Origin of the sequence: Chryseobacterium scophthalmum, assembly GCF_900143185.1 — a bacterium.
GTDB classification, from domain to species: domain Bacteria; phylum Bacteroidota; class Bacteroidia; order Flavobacteriales; family Weeksellaceae; genus Chryseobacterium; species Chryseobacterium scophthalmum.
The window spans coordinates 82,415-106,494 of sequence record NZ_FSRQ01000002.1 but is presented as its reverse complement, the minus strand read 5'-3'; the positions used below and the strand labels follow the sequence as shown (position 1 = coordinate 106,494).

18 protein-coding genes are annotated in these 24,080 nt (G+C 33.8%); 11 read left to right on the top strand and 7 right to left on the bottom strand.

The window, feature by feature from the left end:
- Positions 1-221: 221 nt before the first annotated feature.
- From BUR17_RS10595 to BUR17_RS10585, 3 genes are read right to left on the bottom strand one after another with little or no spacing between them, the layout of a single operon-like run.
- Positions 222-2,348: an outer membrane beta-barrel protein gene (locus BUR17_RS10595; RefSeq protein WP_074230363.1), complete on the bottom strand. Its 2,127-nt coding sequence runs from the start codon at positions 2,346-2,348 to the stop codon at positions 222-224.
- A gap of 55 nt (positions 2,349-2,403) precedes the next feature.
- Complete coding sequence (locus BUR17_RS10590) at positions 2,404-4,530, bottom strand: TonB-dependent receptor domain-containing protein (RefSeq protein WP_074230362.1); 2,127 nt, start codon at positions 4,528-4,530, stop codon at positions 2,404-2,406.
- Between the two features lie 36 nt (positions 4,531-4,566).
- Entirely contained in the window at positions 4,567-5,415 is an 849-nt protein-coding gene (locus BUR17_RS10585) for a DUF5694 domain-containing protein (RefSeq protein WP_074230361.1), read from the bottom strand.
- A 169-nt stretch (positions 5,416-5,584) separates the two neighbouring features.
- Between BUR17_RS10585 and BUR17_RS10580 the strand changes: the two genes are divergently transcribed.
- From BUR17_RS10580 to BUR17_RS10570, 3 genes are read left to right on the top strand one after another with little or no spacing between them, the layout of a single operon-like run.
- Positions 5,585-5,932 carry a hypothetical protein gene (locus tag BUR17_RS10580; protein ID WP_074230360.1) on the top strand — a complete coding sequence of 116 codons (348 nt, stop codon included), beginning with the start codon at positions 5,585-5,587 and terminating at the stop codon, positions 5,930-5,932.
- Complete coding sequence (locus tag BUR17_RS10575) at positions 5,929-6,957, top strand: sensor histidine kinase (protein ID WP_074230359.1); 1,029 nt, start codon at positions 5,929-5,931, stop codon at positions 6,955-6,957. The genes BUR17_RS10580 and BUR17_RS10575 overlap by 4 nt, the downstream gene beginning before the upstream one ends.
- On the top strand, positions 6,944-7,627 hold the full coding sequence (locus BUR17_RS10570) for a LytR/AlgR family response regulator transcription factor (protein ID WP_074230358.1): 684 nt from the start codon (positions 6,944-6,946) through the stop codon (positions 7,625-7,627). Before BUR17_RS10575 ends, BUR17_RS10570 begins: the two co-directional genes overlap by 14 nt.
- A gap of 51 nt (positions 7,628-7,678) precedes the next feature.
- Here the strand turns inward: BUR17_RS10570 and BUR17_RS10565 are convergent, their stop codons facing one another.
- Positions 7,679-9,946, bottom strand: coding sequence for an aconitate hydratase (locus BUR17_RS10565; protein WP_074230357.1), 2,268 nt, complete (start codon positions 9,944-9,946; stop codon positions 7,679-7,681).
- A gap of 304 nt (positions 9,947-10,250) precedes the next feature.
- Positions 10,251-13,031, bottom strand: coding sequence for a bifunctional aconitate hydratase 2/2-methylisocitrate dehydratase (locus tag BUR17_RS10560; protein ID WP_074230356.1), 2,781 nt, complete (start codon positions 13,029-13,031; stop codon positions 10,251-10,253).
- A gap of 349 nt (positions 13,032-13,380) precedes the next feature.
- Here BUR17_RS10560 and BUR17_RS10555 point away from each other — a divergent pair, with 349 nt between their 5' ends.
- The 8 genes from BUR17_RS10555 to BUR17_RS10520 all read left to right on the top strand — a co-directional run bounded on the left by BUR17_RS10555 (position 13,381) and on the right by BUR17_RS10520 (position 22,633).
- Positions 13,381-14,148 (top strand): WG repeat-containing protein, encoded by a 768-nt coding sequence (locus BUR17_RS10555; protein WP_084550570.1) that lies wholly within the window; start codon positions 13,381-13,383, stop codon positions 14,146-14,148.
- A gap of 272 nt (positions 14,149-14,420) precedes the next feature.
- Positions 14,421-16,553, top strand: a complete 2,133-nt coding sequence (locus tag BUR17_RS10550; RefSeq protein ID WP_074230355.1) for a TonB-dependent receptor — start codon at positions 14,421-14,423, stop codon at positions 16,551-16,553.
- 171 nt (positions 16,554-16,724) lie between these two features.
- Positions 16,725-17,468: an HU domain-containing protein gene (locus BUR17_RS10545; RefSeq protein WP_074230354.1), complete on the top strand. Its 744-nt coding sequence runs from the start codon at positions 16,725-16,727 to the stop codon at positions 17,466-17,468.
- Between the two features lie 6 nt (positions 17,469-17,474).
- The gene (locus tag BUR17_RS10540) at positions 17,475-18,002 is read left to right on the top strand and encodes an acyl-CoA thioesterase (protein ID WP_074230353.1); all 528 of its coding nucleotides are present in this window, start codon (positions 17,475-17,477) and stop codon (positions 18,000-18,002) included.
- 52 nt (positions 18,003-18,054) lie between these two features.
- Positions 18,055-18,984 (top strand): 2-hydroxyacid dehydrogenase, encoded by a 930-nt coding sequence (locus BUR17_RS10535; RefSeq protein ID WP_074230352.1) that lies wholly within the window; start codon positions 18,055-18,057, stop codon positions 18,982-18,984.
- Between the two features lie 127 nt (positions 18,985-19,111).
- Positions 19,112-20,374, top strand: a complete 1,263-nt coding sequence (locus BUR17_RS10530; protein WP_074230351.1) for a serine hydrolase domain-containing protein — start codon at positions 19,112-19,114, stop codon at positions 20,372-20,374.
- A 25-nt stretch (positions 20,375-20,399) separates the two neighbouring features.
- Complete coding sequence (locus BUR17_RS10525) at positions 20,400-22,175, top strand: Ig-like domain-containing protein (RefSeq protein WP_084550567.1); 1,776 nt, start codon at positions 20,400-20,402, stop codon at positions 22,173-22,175.
- A complete protein-coding gene (locus BUR17_RS10520) occupies positions 22,175-22,633 on the top strand; it encodes a heme-binding domain-containing protein (protein ID WP_074230350.1) in 459 nt (152 codons plus the stop codon). Before BUR17_RS10525 ends, BUR17_RS10520 begins: the two co-directional genes overlap by 1 nt.
- 9 nt (positions 22,634-22,642) lie before the next feature.
- On the opposite strand, the gene BUR17_RS10515 is transcribed toward BUR17_RS10520, so the two are convergent.
- Together BUR17_RS10515 and xerD are read right to left on the bottom strand one after the other, a co-directional pair.
- Positions 22,643-23,161: an NUDIX hydrolase gene (locus BUR17_RS10515; RefSeq protein WP_074230349.1), complete on the bottom strand. Its 519-nt coding sequence runs from the start codon at positions 23,159-23,161 to the stop codon at positions 22,643-22,645.
- The gene (xerD, locus tag BUR17_RS10510; protein ID WP_074230348.1) at positions 23,161-24,072 is read right to left on the bottom strand and encodes a site-specific tyrosine recombinase XerD; all 912 of its coding nucleotides are present in this window, start codon (positions 24,070-24,072) and stop codon (positions 23,161-23,163) included. The genes BUR17_RS10515 and xerD overlap by 1 nt, the downstream gene beginning before the upstream one ends.
- Positions 24,073-24,080 lie beyond the last annotated feature (8 nt).

Below are 24,080 nucleotides of genomic sequence, written 5' to 3'. Positions count from 1 at the left end.
CTAGAGTGCACAAGCTAAAATTCCCCTCCTTTGGAGGGGTGGCGAAAATTCAAAGAATTTTTGACGGGGTGGTTTTCATATGATCAATTTAAAAAATGAATGATGTCCTGCTATTTTTTTGGAAAACTTGCTGAAAATTAGACATAAAAAAACGGGCAAAAAGCCCATTTCTATTGAAATATATAATGGTTGAGATTTTGGATAAATGTTTATTTTATCAATTATTGTCCTTGCTGCAAAATTCCACCATTGCTGTCGCCTTGATTGGTCGTTTTGATCATATTCGGATCTTCTTTTGCCAGTTTGTTTTTGGTAGGGATTTTATAATTTACGGTGATTCCGAAACTTCTGCTGTCGTATTTATTAGATGTAAATACATTCCTTTCCGGAGAAACGGCAACAATTACACTCTTGTTTTGATTAAATACATCTCTTGCGTACAATGAAAGATTTAGGCGATCATTCATAAACTTTCTTGATATTGTAAGATCGAAAGCATTGTTTAAAGGTTTGTCAATTTGGAAATAATAAAAATTTCCTCCTTTTGGTATTACGTTATAATTTGCCTGAAGTCTGATGTCTTTTGGTAGAATAAATTGTCCCATTACGCTGAAGATCCAGAACCCTTTTGTTTTTACATCGGGCATTTCCTGAAACTGATAACCGGTATAAACGTATAATAAATTCATTTTATCAGGATTCACATTGAATTTCATCAGTTCGCTAAAAGGAGTTGTAAATAACATAAACGGAATAGGCATTCCAAAATTAAAGTTATGTGTTCTGATGCTGTTTACCTGTACCTGTTCGTTTCTGATTAAATTATTTTCTCGCGAAACTTTCTGTACAATCTGATTTTTTACCCAACTTGTGTTGTATCCAATATATGCATAATCAAATGCGCTGATTTTGATTTCTGCATTGTCATAAATTGTTGGCTGTAGATCAGGATTTCCGCTTGATGTAAGGTTATCAGTACTAAGCGTTATGTTATTCGGGTTTAGTAGCGAAACGCTTGGCAGGCTGATTTTTTTGTTGTAGTTGACATTAAGGAAAAGCTGTTTCATTAAATTATACTGCACACTTGCGTTTGGAAAGACTTTAAACTTTTTGAACGGATTTAAATTACTTTCCTTTAAATTATTGTTGTCATCATAGAATCGTGTAATTCCTGTGATGTCATAATTTTCGGCTCTTGCTCCCGCAATGAAATCAAACTTTTTCAAAGTTGCCTGAAATTCTACGTAAGCAGAAGTTGTTTGTCTTGTATAATCAAGATTAATGAGATTTCCGCTTTTTGTTTCAAAATTTTGTTGATCATACAATCCACCAAAACTTACCTTTCCTTCATCTAAAATTTTCAGAGGTTGAGAATAATCTACTCTGAAATTATATAGATTAAATAAAGAAGAGTTATTTAATGATTGATTTCCAAATTGATTAAATTCTGAATCGCTATTGGTGTAAACTGCTTTAAAATCAAGTTTCTTATTTTTATCCTCAAATTTTTTCTGATAGGTTGCAGCAACTTCTTGTCTTAAACCATTATTATTTGTATAATTAGATGTTGAGGTATCAGTTAAAAAATTATCACTAGTAATATCTGCACCTCCATTATTGTGATTGATGTCGTAGTTCAACAATAATCTGTCTTTTCCAAGCTCGAAAGTGAAAGCAGAATTCATATAATAGGTTCTTCCCAGAGAATTAGAGTGGTTTCTGGTAAGCCCATCCAATTCAGAAAGCGATAAACTTTCACGGTAGTATTGACCTAAATTGACCTGCCATCCAAACCATTTGTTTCTTGAGTTTAAAGCGATTGAATTATTGAATCTGCTTCTGTATTTGTCGTAGCTTGAAAAACGATAACCTCCGTTGTAAACTGCAGTCAGATAATTTTTTGCTGATTTGCTTGTAATAATATTTAAAATAGCACCTCCAGAAGTTGCAGGGAATTCTGCACCGGGTTGTGTAATAATTTCGATTCTTTCAACAGAATTTGCGGGCATTCCTTCCAAAAAAGCGTTCAGTTCGTTGCTTGAAATGTTCAGCGGTCTTCCGTCCATATAAACATCCAAAGGTTTTCCCTGATACATCATTCCCACCATATCAGAAACAACTAATCCTGGAAGTTTTTTTACACCTTCCATCAAAGAGCCTGAATTTAAGCTTGGTTGCTCAGAAAAATCAAAGATTGTACGGTCGGCTTTCTGCTCAACGGCTTTTTTAGTTTTGGTAATAACAACACCTTCAATTTCTTTTTCTTTGGTTTCTTTGTTGTCTTTAGTTTCTTGGGAAAAACATAAAGTTGAAGCTAAAATTGAGAGAGTAAGTAGTATTTTCTTCATATGTGAGTTAAATCTACTCAGTTAGACGACAAAAAAATAAATTTGTTACAAAATTTTATTGCGCTCTGTCTTTTTCTTCAAAACTGATGCTTTTTGTACTTCGTTTCTTTTTGTTGTTTCCTAATGTGTAATTTACGTTTAAACGGAAACTTCTACCATCCCAATAATTATTGAAATGTTGGCTGTTGTCTTTGAAATACATATCACCACGATATTTCTGAGCAAAAATATTGGTTACAGTAGCATTGATCTGTAACTGTTTTTCCATCAATGAAACTTTTATTCCTGAGGTCAGGTTAGAAAAATTATGAAAATAAGAGTTTACATTTTTATAAGGCAGATCCTGACTGTAATTTAGAAAAAAGAAAACTGTTTTGTTTTTATTGATTGTAAAGGTATTATTGATCGAATAATTGACTGAATACCCATTCTTAGCTTCAGCTTCAATATTAAATATTTTAGAATCTGTAAGTGACCCGTTTAATGAAAGGCTTGTTTCCCAAAATTTGAACAATTTGTCGGTGTAAGAAGCATTAGCACCGTAAAAATTATTGTCATAATGATTAAGATAAGTCCCGATCTGTGTAAGACCATCTAAGTAAGAGACTTGCCCGAAACCATTTTTAAGTTTCAAATAATAAATGCTTGCAGAAAATTTGCTGTTGTAAGTATATCCCAATTCAAGATTATTAATGTAAGATGGCTTAAGCAAAGGATTTCCTGATGAATATGAATATGGGTTTTCATACCATCTGAAAGGATTAAGATTGCTCATACTTGGGCGGTTGATTCTTCTTGAATAAGAAAGACTGAAGACATTTTTTTCTTGTTTGTAAGAAACAAAAGCCGATGGAAACCACTGTCCGTAATTGTATTTGTTTTCTAAGTTAGTTGACGGAGTAAAGCTTTGTGCCTGAGTGTTTTCATAACGAAGCCCTGCTTTGGTTTCCCAGTGTTCCCCAAAACTTTTGGCATAACTAAAATAAGCAGCATAATTTTCTTCCTTATATTCAAATAAATTGGCTCTTTGTAGATCCGGAATATACTGATTGTTGATGATGTTAAAATATTGCAGATCGGTAGCATTTTTAAACTGATTAAACTTAAGTCCGGTTTCAATGGTACCAAAAGAAAACGGGAGTTCCAGGTCTCCTTGCAAAGAAAAAACCTGTGGCTCAACAATTGATCTTGTATTGACATATTGTATTGAATTATCACTCAATTTCAATGTTGAAAAGTTAACGTCTGTATCAGAATTATTTTTAAAAAAGTTTCCTGCAAAACTCAATTTTTTCCCCAACGAATCTAATTTAAGATCATAATAAGCACTTAATGTATGGGTTGGTGTTTTTTCGCGATGATAAGTCTTTGTTAAAAGGTTTTCTACAGATAAATCGGTGTCTACATTTCGTGTTTCGTTTACAATATGCATCCCAGATTTCTGATGAGCATAGATGTATTCCATTCCGATTTCGGAGTTTTTATTGAGCTTGTACGAAAGATTTAGATTAGGCGTCAATTCTTTCCACATATCTTTTCTTACAGAGCGGCTGTAATTTTGAGAAGCACCTAAAATACTGTAGTTTTCTTCTGAACGCTTTGCTCCGTCTGCATAGCTTGTTTTTAAAGATAAGCTTAGTTTTTCGGTCTGATAATTTAATGATCCTGTTGAATTTCCTCCTGAGTAGGTTCTTTGGTTCAATCCTGTATTCACTGATCCGCTCCAGCCTAAGTTTGGATTTTTTTTAAGAATAATATTGATCAATCCACTGTTTCCCTGAGCTTCATATTTTGTGGGTGGAGTAGTGATCACTTCTATTTTGGCAATATTTTCCGAGCGTATCGTTTTCAGATAATTGATAAGATTCGTTCCTGAAAGATTCAGCATTCTTCCATTGACCATTACATTGACACTGCTCTTTCCCGCAATAGAAATACTTCCCAGATTATCATCTACTTTCAACATCGGAACATTGGCCAATGTTTCCGAACCATCCATTCCCTGAGAAGCTACAGAAGCTTCAACATTAAAAATAAGACGATCAGCTTTCCTTTCGAGAAGAAGTTTTTTCTTGCCATTAATGGTAACAGATTCTATAGTTTTCAGTTGTAAACTATCTTGTTTTTGGGCAAAAGAAAAGATGTATAAGAAAGATGCTGCAATAACGAATGTCTTTTTCATGAGAAATGGATGGTTTAAATTGATGAGGTAAGGAGATTATTTTTTTGAGTCTAAGGATGAAAATTCAACGTAATCATATTCTGGAGAAATAGTGAAAAGCTGTCTGAAAACTGTAGCATGACCGTTTCCTGCAATCACCAAAATTCTGTCTTCTACATTTTTAGGAATCTCCTGTATTTTTCTGAACATTCTAAGATTTCTGTTGTACCAGTATAAAGCAAGCAGATCTGCGCCGTCGTGTTCTCTCAATTTAAAATCTCCTGTTAAATATGCTCCGTATTCATATTGATGATATTCTTTGCTGTTCATATATTTAAACATATCAAGAATAGATTTAAAGTTTTTTCGCGCAGTATTCTTAATGAAAGTATTATACTGTTGAGAGATGCGGTCGTCATTTAAAAAATCATAATCTTTAAGCATATTTTTAAAATACACTGAATCTGTTTTTTCGAATTTTTCTATAAATTCATCCAACACAGAATTGGCATCAATACTGTACAATTCACTGATCTTAAGTTCTGTTGCAAGGCGCATTGCAAGTTGATAACGCTCATCCCTTTGATCCCTGTGTTTTCCTTCTTTATATTCTTGCAATTTTTCATTGGCTTTCCAATTTGGCCAAGCTTCAATAGCAATTTTTGTAGGCTTGAATTTTTTGATGTAATTAATAAGTTCTGTTACTTCAGCAGCAGTTTTAGGCTCTAACACGTCTACCTGATCACTTTTTTCTGTTTTATGAGCGTCTTGATTGGGATAATCAAAATGAAATGAACCAACAACCAAAACTTTTGTTTTAGGATCAGGAAAATATTCTGAAGGTTTTTTCTGCCCGAATAAGAATGTTGACATTGTCATTAATACGATCAATATTGATGTTTTCATAATAATTTGTTTTAAATATTTTTGACAAATTTATATCTCACAACGATTTGATAAAACAGCGTTTCGACCAAGTACGAAATATGCCGGTTTAAAATACTTTCATCGGAAAAAAAGAGCCGTTTGTAGATTTTGGAAGGTCTTACTTTGCTATTGTAATTATTTTTGGTGAATGAAAAATATAATACTTCTTTTAAGCTTAGCTTTTATGCAACCCAATGTAGGCGATCACAGGGTAGATGTTTGGAAAACAATCACAATAGCTCCGAACGAAAGCATTACTATTAATAAAGTAAAAGTGCCTGCAACGATAGAAATAAAAAATCTTTCAAAGGAAAAAGTAGTTTTAGTTTCTGAGCTGAAAATACCTTCTGAAATTTTGGGTAAGTCTGAATTTAAATATAGATTACCTAAAAAAAGCATGTTGAAATTAGAGAACCGAAATGCAGTTCCGGTTTCGATATATTTGCATTATTACTCTTCTCAACCAATTATAATTAACAATAAAGAATTAAGATGAAAACAAAACAGATCCTACTTCTACATCTTTTGTATTGGCTATTTTTTATTTATTACCAATTTAGATTTATTTTTTTACCGGACGGATCCAGTGGAGAAATTCAAAGCTATATTTTAGGTTATTCTTTTCTACTCGTAAATCTATTAACTTTTTATGCTAATTATTTTATTTTAATGCCTTGGGTATATAAGAAGCAGAAAATGTATGCTATCATTGGTGGAATTATCAGCATATTTTTATTTTTCGGTTTGTTAAGGTATTCTATTGAAGAGATGTTATTTCCTATTTTATTTGGTTTCAGAAATTATCATGAGAAGACAACTCTAGTGTATTATTTTTATGATAACGTTTTCTTTGGTTATACGACTATTTTTGTTGCTACTTTAATTTGGTTATTAAATAACGCATTGAAAACTGAAAAAGAAAAGCGTAGGTTGATTGAAGAACATAAAAACTCACAACTTCAAGCTTTAAAAACCCAGATCAATCCGCATTTTATTTTTAATACTTTAAATAATATTTATTCTTTGGTCTATCAAAATTCAGATAAAGCTTTGCCTGCCATTGAAGAATTGGGACAATTATTAAGATACAGCACTAAAGATCTTGAGAAAGATTTTATTACTTTAGATAAAGAAATTGGTTATCTAGACAGTTTAATTGCTTTAGAAAAACTGAGAATTAAAAATCCTGAATTATTAAATGTTGAGAAAAAACTGATTCATCCAAAACTGAATATTTCGCCGATGCTTTTAGTTCCATTCGTTGAAAATGCTTTTAAACACGGGGATTTCAGAAACAAAGGTTTTGATATGAAAATTTCAGATAACAATAAAATTCTGCATTTTTATCTTTTAAACTTTAAAAAAGAGAAAATGAAAGACTCTGTTTCCGGAATCGGGATCGAAAATGTAAGAAAAAGACTCGAAATTTTGTATCCTAAAAAATACGAGCTGAATATGATTGAAACGGAAACCAATTTTACCGTAGATTTAAAGATCGATTTGAAGAATGAAGAAAATTAAATGCATTATTGTTGATGACGAACCGCTCGCAGTATCACTCCTCGGAAGTTATGTAGAGAAAATTCCATTTCTTGAGCTTGTTTTTTCTACTGAAAATCCTATTGAAGCTTTAGAATTTATTCAGAAGAGCGATGCAGATCTTGTCTTTTTAGATATTCAAATGCCGGAATTAACGGGGATTAATTTCATGAAAATCGTCGGCGATAAAATGAAGTATATTTTAACTACGGCTTATTCAGAATATGCTTTAGAAGGATATGAGCACAATGTTGTTGATTATCTTTTAAAACCGATTTCTTTTGACCGTTTTAGCAAAAGCGTTATGAAGGCTCAGGAACGTTTTCCTGTAACTGAAGCTAATGAAACCGGACATTTTTTCGTGAAATCTTCCGGTCAGCAGCATCGCATTAATTTTGATGAAATTCTTTATGTGGAAAGCATTAAAGATTACGTCAACATCAAAACAGAAACTCAGGAATACATTGTTTTAGATACTTTGAAATCTCTGGAAAATCAGCTTCCGGCAAACTTTACAAGAATTCACAAATCTTTTATTTTAAATTTAGATAAAGTGAAAAGTCTAAATTCAAAAAAAGTAATTTTGATTTCGGAACACGAAATTTCAGTGGGAGAAATGTATAAATCTAATCTTTTGGAAAAGCTGAAATAAAAAAGCAACTTCAATTGAAGTTGCTTTTTCTGTATAATTAAAAACTGAATTTTAGTTTTCCTGTTGCTTAATTAAATTCAACGCAGAACCCGCTTTAAACCAATCGATCTGCTGATCGTTGTACGTATGGTTTGCTAAAATGATATCTTTCGTTCCATCAGCATGTACAAATTCTAAAGTCAATTGTTTTCCTGGAGCGAACTGATCAAGATCTAAGAAGTTAACGGTGTCGTCTTCTAAAATTTTATCATAATCAGATTCATTGGCAAATGTAATTCCTAACATTCCTTGTTTTTTAAGGTTCGTTTCATGAATTCTTGCAAATGATTTTACCAAAACGGCTTTCACACCAAGATGTCTAGGTTCCATTGCAGCGTGCTCTCTAGAAGAACCTTCACCGTAGTTTTGATCTCCTACAACAATAGTCGGAACGCCTGCAGCTTTGTAAGCTCTTTGTACAGCCGGAACTTCTCCGTATTCACCTGTCAGTTCATTCTTAACATGATTGGTTTCCATGTTATAAGCATTGACTGCTCCAATCAACATGTTGTTTGAAATATTATCAAGGTGACCTCTATATTTCAACCACGGTCCTGCCATAGAAATATGGTCGGTGGTACATTTTCCGAAAGCTTTAATTAAAACTTTTGCTCCGGTAATATTTTTACCATCCCAAGCTGGGAACTCTTCCAATAATTGAAGTCTGTCTGAAGTTGGACTTACATTGACCTGAACACTAGATCCGTCTGCAGATGGAGCTTGATATCCATTATCATCAACAGCAAAACCTTTTGCAGGCAATTCAAAACCTTTCGGTTCATCCAGTTTAATCTGTTCACCAGCTTCATTGGTTAGAGTATCTGTAATCGGATTGAAATCTAATCTTCCGGAGATCGCCACTGCAGCAACCATTTCTGGAGAAGCTACGAAAGCATGTGTATTTGGGTTTCCGTCGGCTCTTTTTGCAAAGTTTCTGTTGAAAGAGTGAATAATCGAGTTTTTCTCTCCTTTTTCAGCACCTTCTCTGTCCCATTGCCCGATACAAGGTCCGCAAGCATTGGTAAAGATTCTTGCATTTTCAAATTTTCTGAAAGAATCTAAGAAGCCGTCTCTTTCTGCAGTAAATTTCACCTGCTCAGAACCAGGATTAATTCCTAAAATAGCTTTAGGTTTTACCCCTTTTGCAACTGCATCTTCTACAATAGAAGCTGCTCTCGATAGATCTTCATACGAAGAGTTGGTACAAGAACCGATCAATGCCCATTCTACTTCAAGAGGCCATCCGTTTGCTTCAGCTTTAGCTCTGAACTCAGAAACAGGAGTCGCTAAATCTGGAGTGAAAGGTCCGTTCAAATGAGGAGCTAATTCAGAAAGATTGATTTCTATTAATTGATCGAAATATTGTTCAGGGTTTGCATACACTTCAGCATCACCTGTTAAATGTTCAGCGATTTTATCAGCGGCATCTACAACATCCTGTCTTCCGGTTGCAGCCAAATATCTTCTCATTGAATCATCATATCCAAACGTAGAAGTTGTAGCTCCTATTTCAGCACCCATGTTACAGATTGTTCCTTTACCTGTTGCTGAAAGAGATTCTGCTCCTTCTCCAAAATATTCTACGATGCATCCTGTTCCTCCTTTTACGGTAAGAATTCCTGCCACTTTTAGAATAACGTCTTTTGCGGAAGTCCAACCAGACATTTTTCCGGTTAATTTAACACCGATCAATTTTGGCATTTTTAATTCCCAAGCCATTCCAGCCATTACGTCTACCGCATCAGCTCCACCAACTCCGATGGCAACCATTCCTAAACCTCCTGCATTTACCGTATGAGAGTCGGTTCCGATCATCATTCCTCCCGGAAATGCATAGTTTTCAAGAACAACTTGGTGGATAATTCCAGCTCCCGGTTTCCAAAAACCAATTCCATATTTATCACAAACCGAGCTTAAGAAATTGAAAACTTCAGAGTTTTTATTAATTCCTTCCTGTAAATCTGCTTCTGCACCCACTCTTGCCTGAATAAGGTGATCCGCATGAGCAGTTGAAGGAACTGCTACTTTGGCTTTCCCAGCCTGCATAAATTGTAAAAGTGCCATTTGCGCAGTGGCATCCTGCATTGCAACTCTATCTGGAGCGAAATCTACATAAGAATTTCCTCTTTCATATTCTTGTGTTGCGTTTCCTTCCCATAAATGGGTGTAAAGGATTTTTTCTGAAAGTGTGAGTGGTTTTCCTGTAATTTGTCTTGCAGCAGCAATTCTTTCAGGATAACGTTCGTACACTTTTTTGATCATGTCAATGTCGAAAGTCATATCTATTTTAATTTTTCTTTTCTAATAGTTTTCCGGGATTTTAATTAAAACTAAGGCCGGAAATTTTTTCAATAAAGGTTCATCAAATACTATTCCTACCATTCATAAAATAGGATTAATTAGATGAATAACTACTATTTTTTATACCTATGAAGTTAAGGAAAAATAAATTTTGAATCATTGACATAGGTTAAAATAATTCCAGTTGCTCTTAAATGGAAAGATTCTAAACAAAAAAATGGAAGACTTCAAAAAGAAATCTTCCATTTTATATTTAAAAAGTCTTGCGACTTTAATTTAAAAATTAGTGACCAACGGTAACCAATTCTTTGATAGATGGAACGAAAGTCGTTAAATCGATACCTTCAACAGCAGCTTTGTATTCGTCAATATTTGGAATTCTTCCAATAATCGCAGACAATACAACAACCGGAGTTGATGCTAATAAAGATTCACCTTTTTTACGTTCAGAATCTTCAACCACTCTTCCTTGGAAAAGTCTTGTAGAAGTTGCCAAAACAGTATCTCCTTTTTCAGCTTTCTCCTGGTTACCCATACAAAGGTTACAACCTGGACGCTCTAGGTACATCATATTTTCATACTGAGTACGAGCTTCGCCTTTCGGAGCATTATCATTAAATTCAAAACCTGAATATTTTTCTAATAATTCCCAGTCACCTTCAGCTTTTAGTTCGTCAATGATATTATAAGTAGGAGCAGCAACAACCAATGGTGCGTTGAATTCTACTTTACCATTTTTCTGTTCAAGATTTCTCAACATTTGAGAAACGATCTTCAAATCACCTTTGTGAACCATACAAGAACCTACGAAACCAAGGTCAACTTTTTTCTCACCACCGTAGAAAGTAAGGTCTCTGATGGTATCGTGAGTATATCTTTTAGAAACGTCGTCATTGTTTACATCAGGATCAGCGATCATTGGCTCAACAATAATGTCTAGGTCAACAACTACTTCTGCGTAATATTTTGCATTAGCATCCGGAGTCAAAGCAGGTTTGTCGCCCGTTCTGATTTCCTCGATTCTCTTGTTTGCTTTGTTAATTAGACCTTGAAGAACGTGGTTATGGTTATCCATTCCTTTGTTGATCATGATCTGGATCCTGCTTTTCGCAATTTCCAATGATTCGATCAAAGTATCGTCTTCAGAAATACAGATAGAAGCTTTCGCTTTCATTTCTGCAGTCCAGTCAGTGAATGTAAACGCTTGGTCGGCCGGAAGAGTTCCGATGTGAACTTCGATAATTCTACCTTGGAAAACGTTTTCTCCGTCAAATTGCTTCAGCATCTGAGCCTGAGTTGCGTGAACCACATCACGGAAATCCATATGCTCTTTCATATCTCCTTTGAAAGTCACTTTCACAGATTCAGGAATTGGCATTGATGCTTCACCTGTTGCTAAAGCAAGAGCTACGGTTCCAGAGTCAGCTCCGAAAGCAACACCTTTAGACATTCTTGTGTGAGAGTCACCTCCGATGATGATTGCCCATTCGTCAACTGTAATATCGTTAAGAACTTTGTGAATAACGTCTGTCATTGCGTGATATTCACCTTTCGGATCACGAGCTGTGATAACCCCAAAATCGTTCATGAATTTCATTAATTTAGGAATATTAGCCTGCGCTTTTTTATCCCAAACTGAAGCAGTGTGACAACCTGATTGGTAAGCTCCGTCTACGATTGGAGAGATCACGGTTGCAGCCATAGATTCTAATTCCTGAGAAGTCATCAAACCTGTCGTGTCCTGAGAACCAACAATGTTTACTTCTACACGAACGTCTGAACCAGCATGTAATAATTTACCTTCAGTAACACCCACTGCATTTCTGTTGAAGATTTTCTCAACAGCAGTCAATCCTTGCCCTTCAATTGAAATTTCTTTAGAAGGAGCGAAAACTGTAGGAGCTGTAATTCCTAAAGTTTTTGCAGCAAAAGTTTGAATTTTTTTACCAAAAACGATGGCGTAAGAACCACCAGCTTTGATAAATTCTAATTTTTGAGGAGTAAATGATTTTGAAATGTCTTTCAATTCAACATCTCCATTGTATAATTTTTTTTCTTTGGTATTGATTGTAAGAACAGTTCCTGTAGCAACAGAATATTTTTCTTCTAAAACAATATCACCATTTTCATTACGAACAGGGTTTCCGTTTTCGTCAACTTTTTTCACCCAGTTTTGTAGGTCAATTCCGATACCTCCGGTTACATCAACAGTCGTTAAGAAAATTGGAGAAATACAATTTGTTCCCGCTACAATCGGAGCGATGTTTACGAAAGGTACATAAGGACTTGCTTGTTTCCCGGTCCAAAGTGCAACGTTGTTTACACCAGACATACGAGAAGAACCAACTCCCATTGTTCCTTTTTCTGCGATAAGCATTACACTTGCATCAGGATGTTGAGCTTGAAGCATTTTGATTTCGTCCTGCGCTTCAGGTGTGATCATACATTTACCGTGAAGTTCTCTGTCTGAACGAGAATGAGCCTGATTTCCAGGAGACAATAAATCTGTAGAAATATCACCTTCACCAGCGATGAAAGTCACTACTTTAATTTCTTCTGCAACTTCAGGAAGTTTAGTGAAAAATTCAGCTTTGGCGTAGCTTTCCAAAATATCTTTAGCGATTACATTACCAGATTCGAAAGCATCTTTTAAACGTGCTGTATCAGCATCATATAAGTAAACCTGAGTTTTAAGAACTTCAGCAGCAGGTTTTGCAGTTGCTTCATCGTTTCCTAAAGCTAAATCAAGAAGAACTTCGATAGAAGGTCCGCCTTTCATATGAGATAATAATTCAAAAGCGTAAGCTGGAGTAATTTCTTCAACCACAGATTCGCCAAGAATAATTTCTTTTAAAAACTTAGCCTTTACTCCTGCAGCACTTGTTGTACCCGGTAAAGTGTTATAAATAAAAAATTTAAGAGAATCAGCTCTGTATTCGTTTGCTGTATCTTTAATCTGCTCAATAATTGCGCTTAATAGATCTGCGCCGTCAATTGGTTTTGGGTGGAGTCCCTGGTTTTTTCTTTCTTCGATTTCTTGGATGTAATCCTGATAAATATTCATAATTCTAGAAGTCTTTTCATTTTTAAACGCGCCTTTGGGATTTAATAAAATTCCTAATACGCATCACTTTCAATTGTTTTACGATTTATTCGTAAATCTTTCTAAGTTTGTTATCGGAATTGAAGCTGTTTATTGAAAATCTTTTCTGAAATAAAATTTAACAGATAAGAACTGATGTTATTTTTTTAGATTTATCAAAAAAACCTTCAAAATTTAGTTTTCCGTTGTTAAACACTTGAAAATGTTTCCAAATTTACGAAATTTTACTATTTTGTAAGGTTGAAATTATTTAGATTCTTTATAAATATGAATTTTATATTTTCTATTTTTGGTACAAAATAAACATAAGATGATTCTAAGGAAATTGAAGTTGGGTTTTTTAATAACGTGTTCTGTTTTTGCTTTTTCTCAATCTAAAACTCTTAAAAAGAATAATTTAAATAGAACTAAAAATGCAGTAAAGTCAAATATTGTAAAAAATGACGTGTCGAAACTTCCTGTGGTTAATGAAGAAGTTCCATTGTTGATTCCGCAAAAAAAGAATGGAAAATCGGGCTTTGTTAATCAAAAAGGAAAATTTGTAATTCAGCCGGAGTATGATCTGGTGATGTTTTTTGGTGAAGATTGCAACCTTTTAAACTCTCCCAACGAGAAAATCAGAAAGTTTGGAGGTGGAGATTTTGCCACTGTAGAAAAAGATAAAATTACTTTCAGAATTAATAGATCAGGCAAAAAAGTTTATCAATATAAAGATGCTGATTTAGGAAAATGTAGTTTGGAATTGAAAAAAGCATTATTTCATGCCTATATTTTAAACAAAAAATACGGAATCATTGAAGATTCGAAGTTTAAAAATCCATCAGACCGCAGTCAGTTTACTATTTATCCAAATTATCAATATCTCTATATTTTGGAAGGTAATGATTTGGCAAATCCGATGATCGTGGCAACGTATAATGATAAATTTGGTGTGATTGATATCAATAATAAGATTATCATTCCGTTTGAATATTCAGATATAAAAAGGAATTACAGCTGGAAATTGGGCAAAATGTTTGAAGTCACAAAGGATGATAAAAACTATTATTATATAGATTCCTACAACCGATCTTACTAAGTTTTATAGTTAAATCTGAATCTCAATTTCAAAATATTTTTAATTCGCATATTTTTAGTAATTTTGCCGCTGAAATAAAGGGGTGCTCCAAAGCGGGCTGAGATTATACCCAATGAACCTGGAACGGGTAATGCTGTTTAGGGAAATTTGAAAATGTACCAATATAACAGTGTAGAAATTTACCAATTTCATTGTTAGACTGTTAAATTAGTAAATTGTTACATTACTTTAATCGCCCCTTTTATTCCATTAAATTTTTAAAATTTATAAGAATGAAAGGATTGTTTTTTTTAGGACTTACCGCAAGTTCCCTGAGTTTTGCACAAACTCTAAATAATGATTCTCTGAAAATCAGAGAAATTGAAGCTGTTAACTTTACCAAAAGACTTCCTGTTGCCAAAGAGATCATTAATGTTCAGAAAGATCTTGACGGAAGAAATCTTGGGCAGGATCTTCCTATTCTCTTAAAAAATCAAACTTCAATTATTTCTACTTCCGATGCCGGAAATGGGGTGGGTTACACAGGATTCAGAATTCGTGGAGTTGCAGGAAGAGGGATTAATGTGATGATGAATGGCGTTCCGTTCAACGATTCTGAAAGCCAAGGAACTTTCTTCGTCAATGTTCCGGATCTTACGAGCTCGGCTTCACAAATTGTGATTCAAAGAGGTGTGGGAACATCTAATAATGGAGTTTCGGCTTTTGGAGCAAGTATTAATGTGATTTCTAAAGAGCCTGAAGAAAAATTTTATTTTAAAACAGATGATAGCTACGGATCATTTAATACGTACAAATATTCGGCTGAGGTAGGTTCTGGTAAATTCTGGAAAGACCGACTTTCTGTGATGGGAAGATATTCATATATTCATTCTGATGGATATATCGACAGGGCTTTTTCAGATTTAAATTCTTACAATTTCACAGCTTTATTTGAGGAAGGGAAAACAAAACTTCGCTTGATGGCTTTTGGAGGTAAAGAAAAAACGTATCAAGCCTGGAACGGAATTGATAGACAAACCTGGGAAACAAACCCTCGACTGAATTATTCCGGTCAATACACAGATCTTTTTACGGGCGAAGAGAAATTTTATGATAACGAAACTGATAATTACAGACAAAATCATTATCAGTTTTTATGGGAACAAAACATCAACGAGCGTTGGAATCTTGAAACAACTCTTCATTACACAAAAGGAAGAGGGTTTTATGAAAATTACGTAAGAGTAAACGAAGAAGATGAAGATGCAACGCATTACTCCAATTACAATCTTCCAGTGTTTGAATTAAACGGTTCTCCGGTAAATCAAACTGATTTTATCAGAAAAAAATGGTTGAACAACGATTTCTATGGTTTGGTTTCTACTTTATACGGGAAATTTGAAAATCTAGATTTGAATTTCGGATTGGTAGGAAATCAGTATTACGGAAGACATTATGGGAATGTTACCGGAGTGTATTTTCCAAATATTGATGAATATGAATATTATCGCAATCGTTCGGTGAAAACTGAAGTTGCAGCTTTTGCTAAAGCATTAATCAAAGTAAATGATTTTGAATTCTTCGGAGATCTTCAGCTGAGAAATATCGATTACGATACTAAAATATTAATGGAAGGCGATGGAGAAGGTGCTAATCTTGATAAAAACTGGCTGTTTTTTAATCCAAAAGCGGGAGTTAATTATAAACTAGGAAACGGAAAAGTTTTCTTCTCTTATGCTCATGCGCAACGCGAGCCCAATCGTGATGATTTAATATCAAACAATGATGTGAAATCAGAAAAACTGCATGATTTTGAAGCAGGAATTGAAAAGCAGTTTGGTAAAGTAGCTTTTACAGCCAACCTTTATTATATGTATTATCTGAATCAGTTGGTTTTAAACGGTCAGATCAGTAATATTGGAGAGTTTATCAGAACCAATTCCGGGAAAAGTTACAGAAGAGGTGTAGAAATTGGAGCTTTGGCAAAACTTTCAAAACAATGGGAAATCTCAGCAAATGTAAGTGTGAGTCAAAACAGAAATCTGGATTTCAGAATTAAAAATAAAAAAGAAATTACCGAGCTAGGGAACACTGAAATTTCATTTTCACCTAATTTAATTGCCAATATTAGCCTGAAATACAATCCAACTAAGAATTTCCACTTTGCTTTGATGAATCAGTTTGTTGGAAAGCAATATTTGGATAATACAGAAACTCAGAGTTTACAACTTGACGATTATCTGCTTACAGATTTTAATGCGCAATATGACTTTAAAATTGCAAAACATGAGGTTGCTTTAAAACTTTTGGTGAATAATATTTTTAATCAGAAATATGTAAACAACGGGTATGTTTACAATGGTCCGGTTTATTTTTCTCAGGCAGGAACCAATTTTATGTTTGGGATCAGCTGGAAAATTCAATAATTAAAATTCGACACCATTTCATATCAATATATTTCAAGTTAGTTCAGATTAAATTTTTTAAAGACTGTTTCGGCAGTCTTTTTTAGTTTTAATTTTTTAAAATTATTGCTTGTTATACATTACAAATAAATCTTCCAAAAAGTCACGAAAAAGTCATAAATTTGCCACCAAATGAATATTTCAGCTTACATTTTAGACTATTTGAAACAATTTGGAACCGTTACCGTTCCAAAGTTTGGTGTATTTTCTCTGGAAAATTCTAAAGCGGTCATCAACTCAGACAACGGAAGTATTCTTCCTCCTTCTTCAAAAATTGCATTCCATTCTGATTATCAGGTTTCATCTGATGATTTGGTAGATTTTATCAGCAATAAAAAATCAATTTCAAAAGAAGCGGCTGAAAATGAATTGCAGATCCAGACTGATTTTTGGAAGAAAAAACTTCAGGCAGAGCATACTTTGGAGATCCAGAATCTCGGAACTATTTTTCTTGAAGACAGAGAACTTCATTTCAAAGGAAATCGTTTAGAATCTGATCATCCTGATTTTTATGGTTTGGAAGAAATTCGTTTCTCCGATATCAATGAAGGTGACTCTTTCGAAAGCCCGATAAACCCTGAGAAAGATTATAAATTTAATAAATCAATTCTTTGGATTTTCCTTTTTATTATTCCGGTTTTAGGAATATTATATTTAGGATATACTCAACAGGAACTTATCTTCGGAAAAAAATCTTTTGATGATGTTTCGGTACAGACCAAAACAAAGAGAATTGAAAAGAAAATGCCGGTAAAAATAGATTCGGCAGAGATAAAAAGAGAAGATTCTGTAAAAGCTTTTAAAGCGGATTCTCTTAAAAAAGATTCAATAAAGCAGGCTGCAAAAACTTGGAAACCCAATTCCAAAAAAAAGTAAATCAAAATGGCAAAAATAAAAAAGGCGTCAGAATCTCTGACGGTAATGACGAATATCGTACTTCCCAATGATACCAACCAACTGAGAAACCTTTTTGGAGGTGAATTGTTGGCAAGAATGGATCGTTGCGCATCAATTTCTGCAACCAGACATTGCGAAAGAAGAGTAGTAACAGCTTCTGTAAACCATGTTTCTTTCGATCATCCGATTCCGGAAGGAGGAATCGTTGTGATGGAATCTAAGGTTTCACGTGCATTCGGAACTTCGATGGAAATTTATGTGGATGTTTGGTTAGATGATCCAATCAACCAGAAAAAAATTCAAACAAATAAAGGAATTTATACTTTCGTTGCGGTTGATGAGTTTAATCGTCCAATCCCAATTCCTCAGATGGAGCCGGAGACCGAGCTTGAAAAAGAAAGATTTGCAGCAGCTTTAAGAAGAAAAGAATTATCGCTGATTCTTTCGGGAAGAATGAAGCCAACAGATTCTGTAGAATTGAAAAAGCTATTTTCAGGAGAAATTGAACAATAATTTACAACGGAAGAATTTTTCTTCCGTTTATTTTTAAATGTAAGTTACAAAAATGAGAATCTTATTATTAGATAAAAATCACCCTCTTATTACCGAACAGCTTTTAGCGAAGAACTTTATTTTGGAAGAAGATTTTACGTCTTCATATGATGAGGTTTGTGGTAAAATTCAAAATTACGATGGGGTAATTATTAGAAGCAGAATTCCTTTAGATCAAAACTTTTTAGAAAAAGCAAGCAATTTGAAATTCATTGCAAGAGTAGGAGCAGGAATGGAAAATATTGATATTCCTGTTGCTGAAAAATTAGGGATTCAATTAATTAATTCTCCGGAAGGAAACAGAGATTCCGTTGCTGAACATGTAGTTGGAATGTTGCTGATTTTAATGAATCGTCTTTTCATTGCTTCAAATGAAGTGAAAAAAGGAATTTGGTTGCGTGAAGAAAACCGTGGTGATGAATTGCTTGGAAAAACGGTTGGTCTTATAGGTTACGGAAACATGGGAAAAGCTACTGCAAAAAGACTTTCAGGTTTTGGATGTAAAGTGATTTTCCATGATATTCTTTCTGATCTTTCAGACGAGTTTGCAACGCAGGTTTCTTTGGAAGAATTAAAAGAAAAAGCAGAGGTTTTAAGTTTGCATATTCCTATGACGGAAGAAACTCATTATTTAATTGATTCAGCGTTTATTAATAAAATGAAAAACGATTTCTATTTCGTGAATACCGCAAGAGGAAAGAATGTAGAGACGAAATATTTAGTTGAAGCTCTAAAATCCGGAAAAGTAAAAGGTGCATGTCTGGATGTTTTAGAATACGAAAAAGCTTCTTTTGAAAATTTAGAATCGGAAAATGAAGATTTGCAATATCTTTTAGACTCAGAAAAAGTAATCGTAACGCCTCATATTGCAGGCTGGACGCATCAAAGCAAAGAAAAGTTGGCACAAGTAATTGTAGATAAAATTATTGCATCGTTTTGCTAGTTCAAAAATCAACGAATTAGATTACTCATTTAAGGTGTGAATTTTTATGTTAAATAATTCATAATTGACAATCGCCTTTTCATATTTGAATGGAGTTTTATTAAATTGCCGTTCATTTTTTGAACCCATGAAGAAGCTTAACCTCGTACTAGTTACCACCATATTTTTATTTCTATTTTCCTGTAAAAACAAATCTGAAAATAATTCTGCAACAGCAGAATCTACAACCAATCTTCCCAACTATGGAAATGTAGATTTAACTAAGGTTTTTGCTTCAGGAGATTTCAATCTTGTTGATAAAGATTATGCCGTAAATTATATCGACCAGTATTATAAAAAGGTTTGGGAAAGAGGTAATTTAAGTGGAAGTTTCTTGGTCGCACAAGGAGATCAGATTTTATATGAAAATTACAGAGGTTTTGCACGAGAAGGAAATCAAAATCCTATAAATCAAAATACGGCATTGCATGTTGCTTCAGTTTCAAAAACATTGACGGCAATGGCAATGATGAAGTTAATTGAAGCTGGAAAAATAAAATTGACAGACCATTTAACACAGTTTTTCCCTGCATTTCCTTATCCTAATGTGACGGTTCAGACTTTATTAGACCAAAGAAGCGGACTGCCGAAATACGAATATTTTATTACTAAAATTCAACCTGCTCCTGCAGAACTTTCTAAAACTTATATTACCAATCAGGATGTTTTGAATATGATCATCAAATACAAACCTGAATTGGCGAGAGATACCGATACAGGATTTATGTATTGCAATACCAATTTTGCTCTTTTGGCTTTGCTGATTGAGAAAATTACGAAAACTCCTTTTCCACAAGCAATGAAGGAAATGGTTTTCACTCCGCTGAAAATGACGAATACGTATATTTTTCAGGAAAAAGATATTCCTACAGCATCCCAGTCATTTTATTTTGGTGGAAATAAGCTGTATCCTTTAGACCGATTAGACCTTATTTATGGTGATAAAAATGTTTATACTACACCAAGAGATCTTTTTAATTTTTCAAAAGCAATGTTTTCAAAAGATTTTTTAAAGCCGGAATTGATGCAAATGGTTTTTGCGCCTTACAGCAATGAAAAAGCAGGTCAAAATAATTACGGATTGGGTTTTAGAATGAAAATTTTTGATAACGGAGAAAAACTAACCTACCACAACGGTTGGTGGCACGGGACAAATTCTGTTTTTGCCCATCTTTTAAAATCAAAAGTGACCATTATTGCTATAGGAAACAAATATTCGGGAAGAGTTTACTCGGCTTTGGCTTTGTCGGGTCTTTTCGAAGATTTTCCACCTCAGAAAGATAAGCTTCACAGCATTATGAATGATAACCAGGATACTTTGAAAACAGGAACTGAGGTTTTTGGAGAATAATGTTTATTTTTGCTCAAATAATTTCATGAAAAGATTTCTTCTTTTATTCATCATCGGAATTCTTGTACAGTCTTGTGCAAGAGTAGGCTCACCAATCGGAGGTCTTAAAGATACTTTGGCTCCTGAAGCTATAGGTTCAAATATAGATTCCGCAAGAGTCAATGTGAGAAGAGATATCAAAGAATTACGTATTGATTTTAATGAATATATTACTTTAAAGGATATTAATAAAAATCTTAATATTTCGCCACCTATAAAGAATATCAAAAGAATTCTCCCTTCGAATATTGCCAATAAATATATGGTGATTCAATGGACAGATACTTTACAGGCAAACACAACTTATAATTTCAATTTTGGAAATGCAATCGTTGATAACAGCGAAGGTAATGTCTTGAGATATTATAATTTTGCTTTTTCTACAGGCGAAAAGCTTGATGATTTATACATCAGTGGAGTGGTGACAGATGCATTAGCTTTAAAAAAGAAAAGCAGCTCTGATAACAAAATGGTGGTTGGTCTTTATCAGCTGAAAGACAGTATGGATTATAAACAGAAGCCATATTACATCACCAAAGTAGATGATGACGGATATTATGAACTAAATTATCTTGCCAAAGGAAAATACAAGATTATTGCTTTTGATGACGACAACGAAAACTCAATTTACAATCCTGGAAAAGAAAAAATAGCATTTCAAAAAGACACTGTTGTTGTTGAAAAATCTATTTCCGGATTAAATCTAAAATTATTTCCGTCTAAAAAGCCGTTTAAAAACCCTGAGTTAAAAGAAATGCCGGGAGGAATTTTGATGACTTTTGAAGGGAATCCTGAAGAGGTAAAAGTACTTTCGGTAAGCGAAAAATTAAAAGACATCAAAGTGACGCATAAGCCAAAATCAGATTCTGTGAAGATTTGGTTTGATGCGGTAAAAAGTGATGTTGGGCAAACTGTGAACGAAAAATTGGAGTTCAGCTACGACACTGGAACAAAGCAGGATACTGTTGTTTCTTTTTATAAATACAATAAGAAGAATGTGATGGATGTTATTAGCGAAAATGGTGGGGCTTTATTGCCTCCGAAAACTGCTTTCAAAATTTCATCCACTTACCTTATCGACAAAATTAATCCGGAAAAATGGACTTTAAAGATTGACAGTACAACGGTACAACCGTTTACTGCAAAAATATCAGAGACCAATCCTTATCAGATTTTAATAACATCAGATTTCATTTCCGGAAAGAAATATCAGTTGACGATTCCAAAAACGACAATTTCTTCTTATTATGAAAAAAATTCTGAGTCGAAACGTTTCGATTTTGAAATTGATAAGATTGAAAATTATGGAAATCTGTCAATTACATTGGAAAATGCTCCGACTAAAAAATATTGGCTCCAACTTTTAGATTCTTCAGAAAAAGCAATTTATCAAGTATATACAAGCGGAAATACGGTTACATTTGATGTATTGAAACCGGCAGAATATATTATCCGGATCTTGGTTGATAATAATGAAAACGGATATTGGGATCCTGCAGATTTTGAAACGTCTACTTTTGCAGAAGATTCTTATACTTACTATAAGACTGCGGTTATTCGACCTTTATGGACTTCAAGAGAAACCTGGGATCTAAAAGATACAAAAGTACTTGATATCAGTAAATTCGGAACAGTTACAAGTGCTACAAAAGCTCAGTCTAACGAGAATAAATCGACAACAAACCCAACAAATAATTCTTCAATTCAGAATAACAATTCTGGAACTAGAGGAACGAATAGAAATCTTGAATTAAGAAGATAATGCAGAAGTTTAAGAAGATAATTTTTTGGTGTTTGGTAGGTTTTGCAATCATCCAATTTATCCCGGTTGATAAAGTAAATAAGCCTGTAGATCAAAACAAAAATTTTGTTAAGGTTGAAAATACGCCGCCAAAAGTTGCTGCATTATTGAAAAATGCTTGCTACGATTGTCATTCCGATGAAACGGTTTATCCTAAATATGCTTATATAGCTCCGTTTTCCTGGTCGGTGAAAAGCCATGTCAATGATGGTAGAGAGCATCTTAATTTTTCCGTTTGGGGAAGTTACAATAAAGATTTAAAGCAGAATATGCTTAAGCACTCTATGCAGACTATTGAAAGCAAAGTAATGCCGATGCCTGCTTATATTGTTTATCACCCGGAAGCCAACCTTTCTAAAGAAGAAAGATTGCTTTTAAATAATTATTTTAAAGGAATTTTAGATTCTAAAAAATACTAGAAAATACTTCTAATTAAAATCTTTTAAATACTGTTCAAAGAATTTCTTCTGAGAATCAAAAGCAATATCGTCAAGGTTAATTTCAGAAATTGGAATCCATTGGGTTTCTGAAATCTCAGACAATTCTATATTCACTGCAAACTTCTCAGAAACACGATATTCATAAAACAAATCAATTGTATTATAATCAATTTCTTTGTATTGATATACATTGGGAAGACTCGTTAGATATTTTAGATTTTTAATATCAATTTCAAGCTGAAGTTCCTCAAAAAGTTCCCTTTTGCAAGTGTTTTCTGCGCTTTCTCTCGGGTCTACAAATCCTCCGGCTAAATCCAGTTTTCCTTTCTTAGGCTCCTGATTTCTTCGGGTTAAATAGATTTCATTTCCACAGCGAATTACTACAGCAACAGCTCCTGCAACATTATTATACAAAGTGAAGCTGCACTCAGCGCAGCTCCATTTTTTTTCTCCGTCCCAATTGAGGGTTTCATTTCCGCAATTCGGACAAAATTTTAATATTTTCATTAAGCAATATTAGAGTTTCTCGGGTGATAATTTAGTATCACATCCCGAAGTTCTTCTGTTTTTAAATGAGTATAAATTCCGGTTGTTGTAATGCTTGAATGTCCCAACATTTCCTGAATATAACGCAAATCAGCTCCGTTTTGCAACAAATGCGTAGCAAACGAATGTCTGAATGTGTGCGGAGAGATTTTCTTACTTACTCCCGCTTTATCTGTTAATTCTTTAATAATAATAAATACAATCACGCGAGACATTGAAGTTCCTCTACTGTTAAGAAAAAGAGTGTCTTCATGCTTTTTGTTCACTTTACTTTTAGAACGTACTTCAGTGATGTATTCTTTCAAAAATTTTGCAGTGTATTGAGCTAAAGGTACGAAGCGTGTTTTGTTACCCTTTCCGATAACTTTAATGTAGTTTTCTTTAAAATTGATATTAGAAATTTTAACATCAATCAATTCAGAAACTCTAAGTCCGCATCCATAAAGTACTTCAATAATGCAGTGATTTCTTTTACCTAAATCTGAACCTCTTTCAATAGCTTCGATGATTTTTTCAATATCGGCAAGGCTTAATGTATCGGGTAAATATAAACCTAACTTAGGACCTTCCAACAATGTTGACGGATTATCATGACGAATTTCGTCTTCCAGTAAATATCTGAAGAAAGCTTTAATGGAGGATATCCATCTTGCTTGTGATCGTTCGCTGAACTTCTGTTTAGATAGTTTGAAAATATATTCCTGAAGATTATCATACGTAATCTTTTCAGGACCTGTATTTTCGAGGTCTCCTACTGCGTAATCTTTAAGTTTTTTAATGTCGCGGATATAAGCGTCGAGTGTGTTTTCTGAAAAATTTCTTTCAAAACGTAGAAAGATTTCAAAATCTTTAATTTTTTCATCCCAAGTCATCGTGTTGT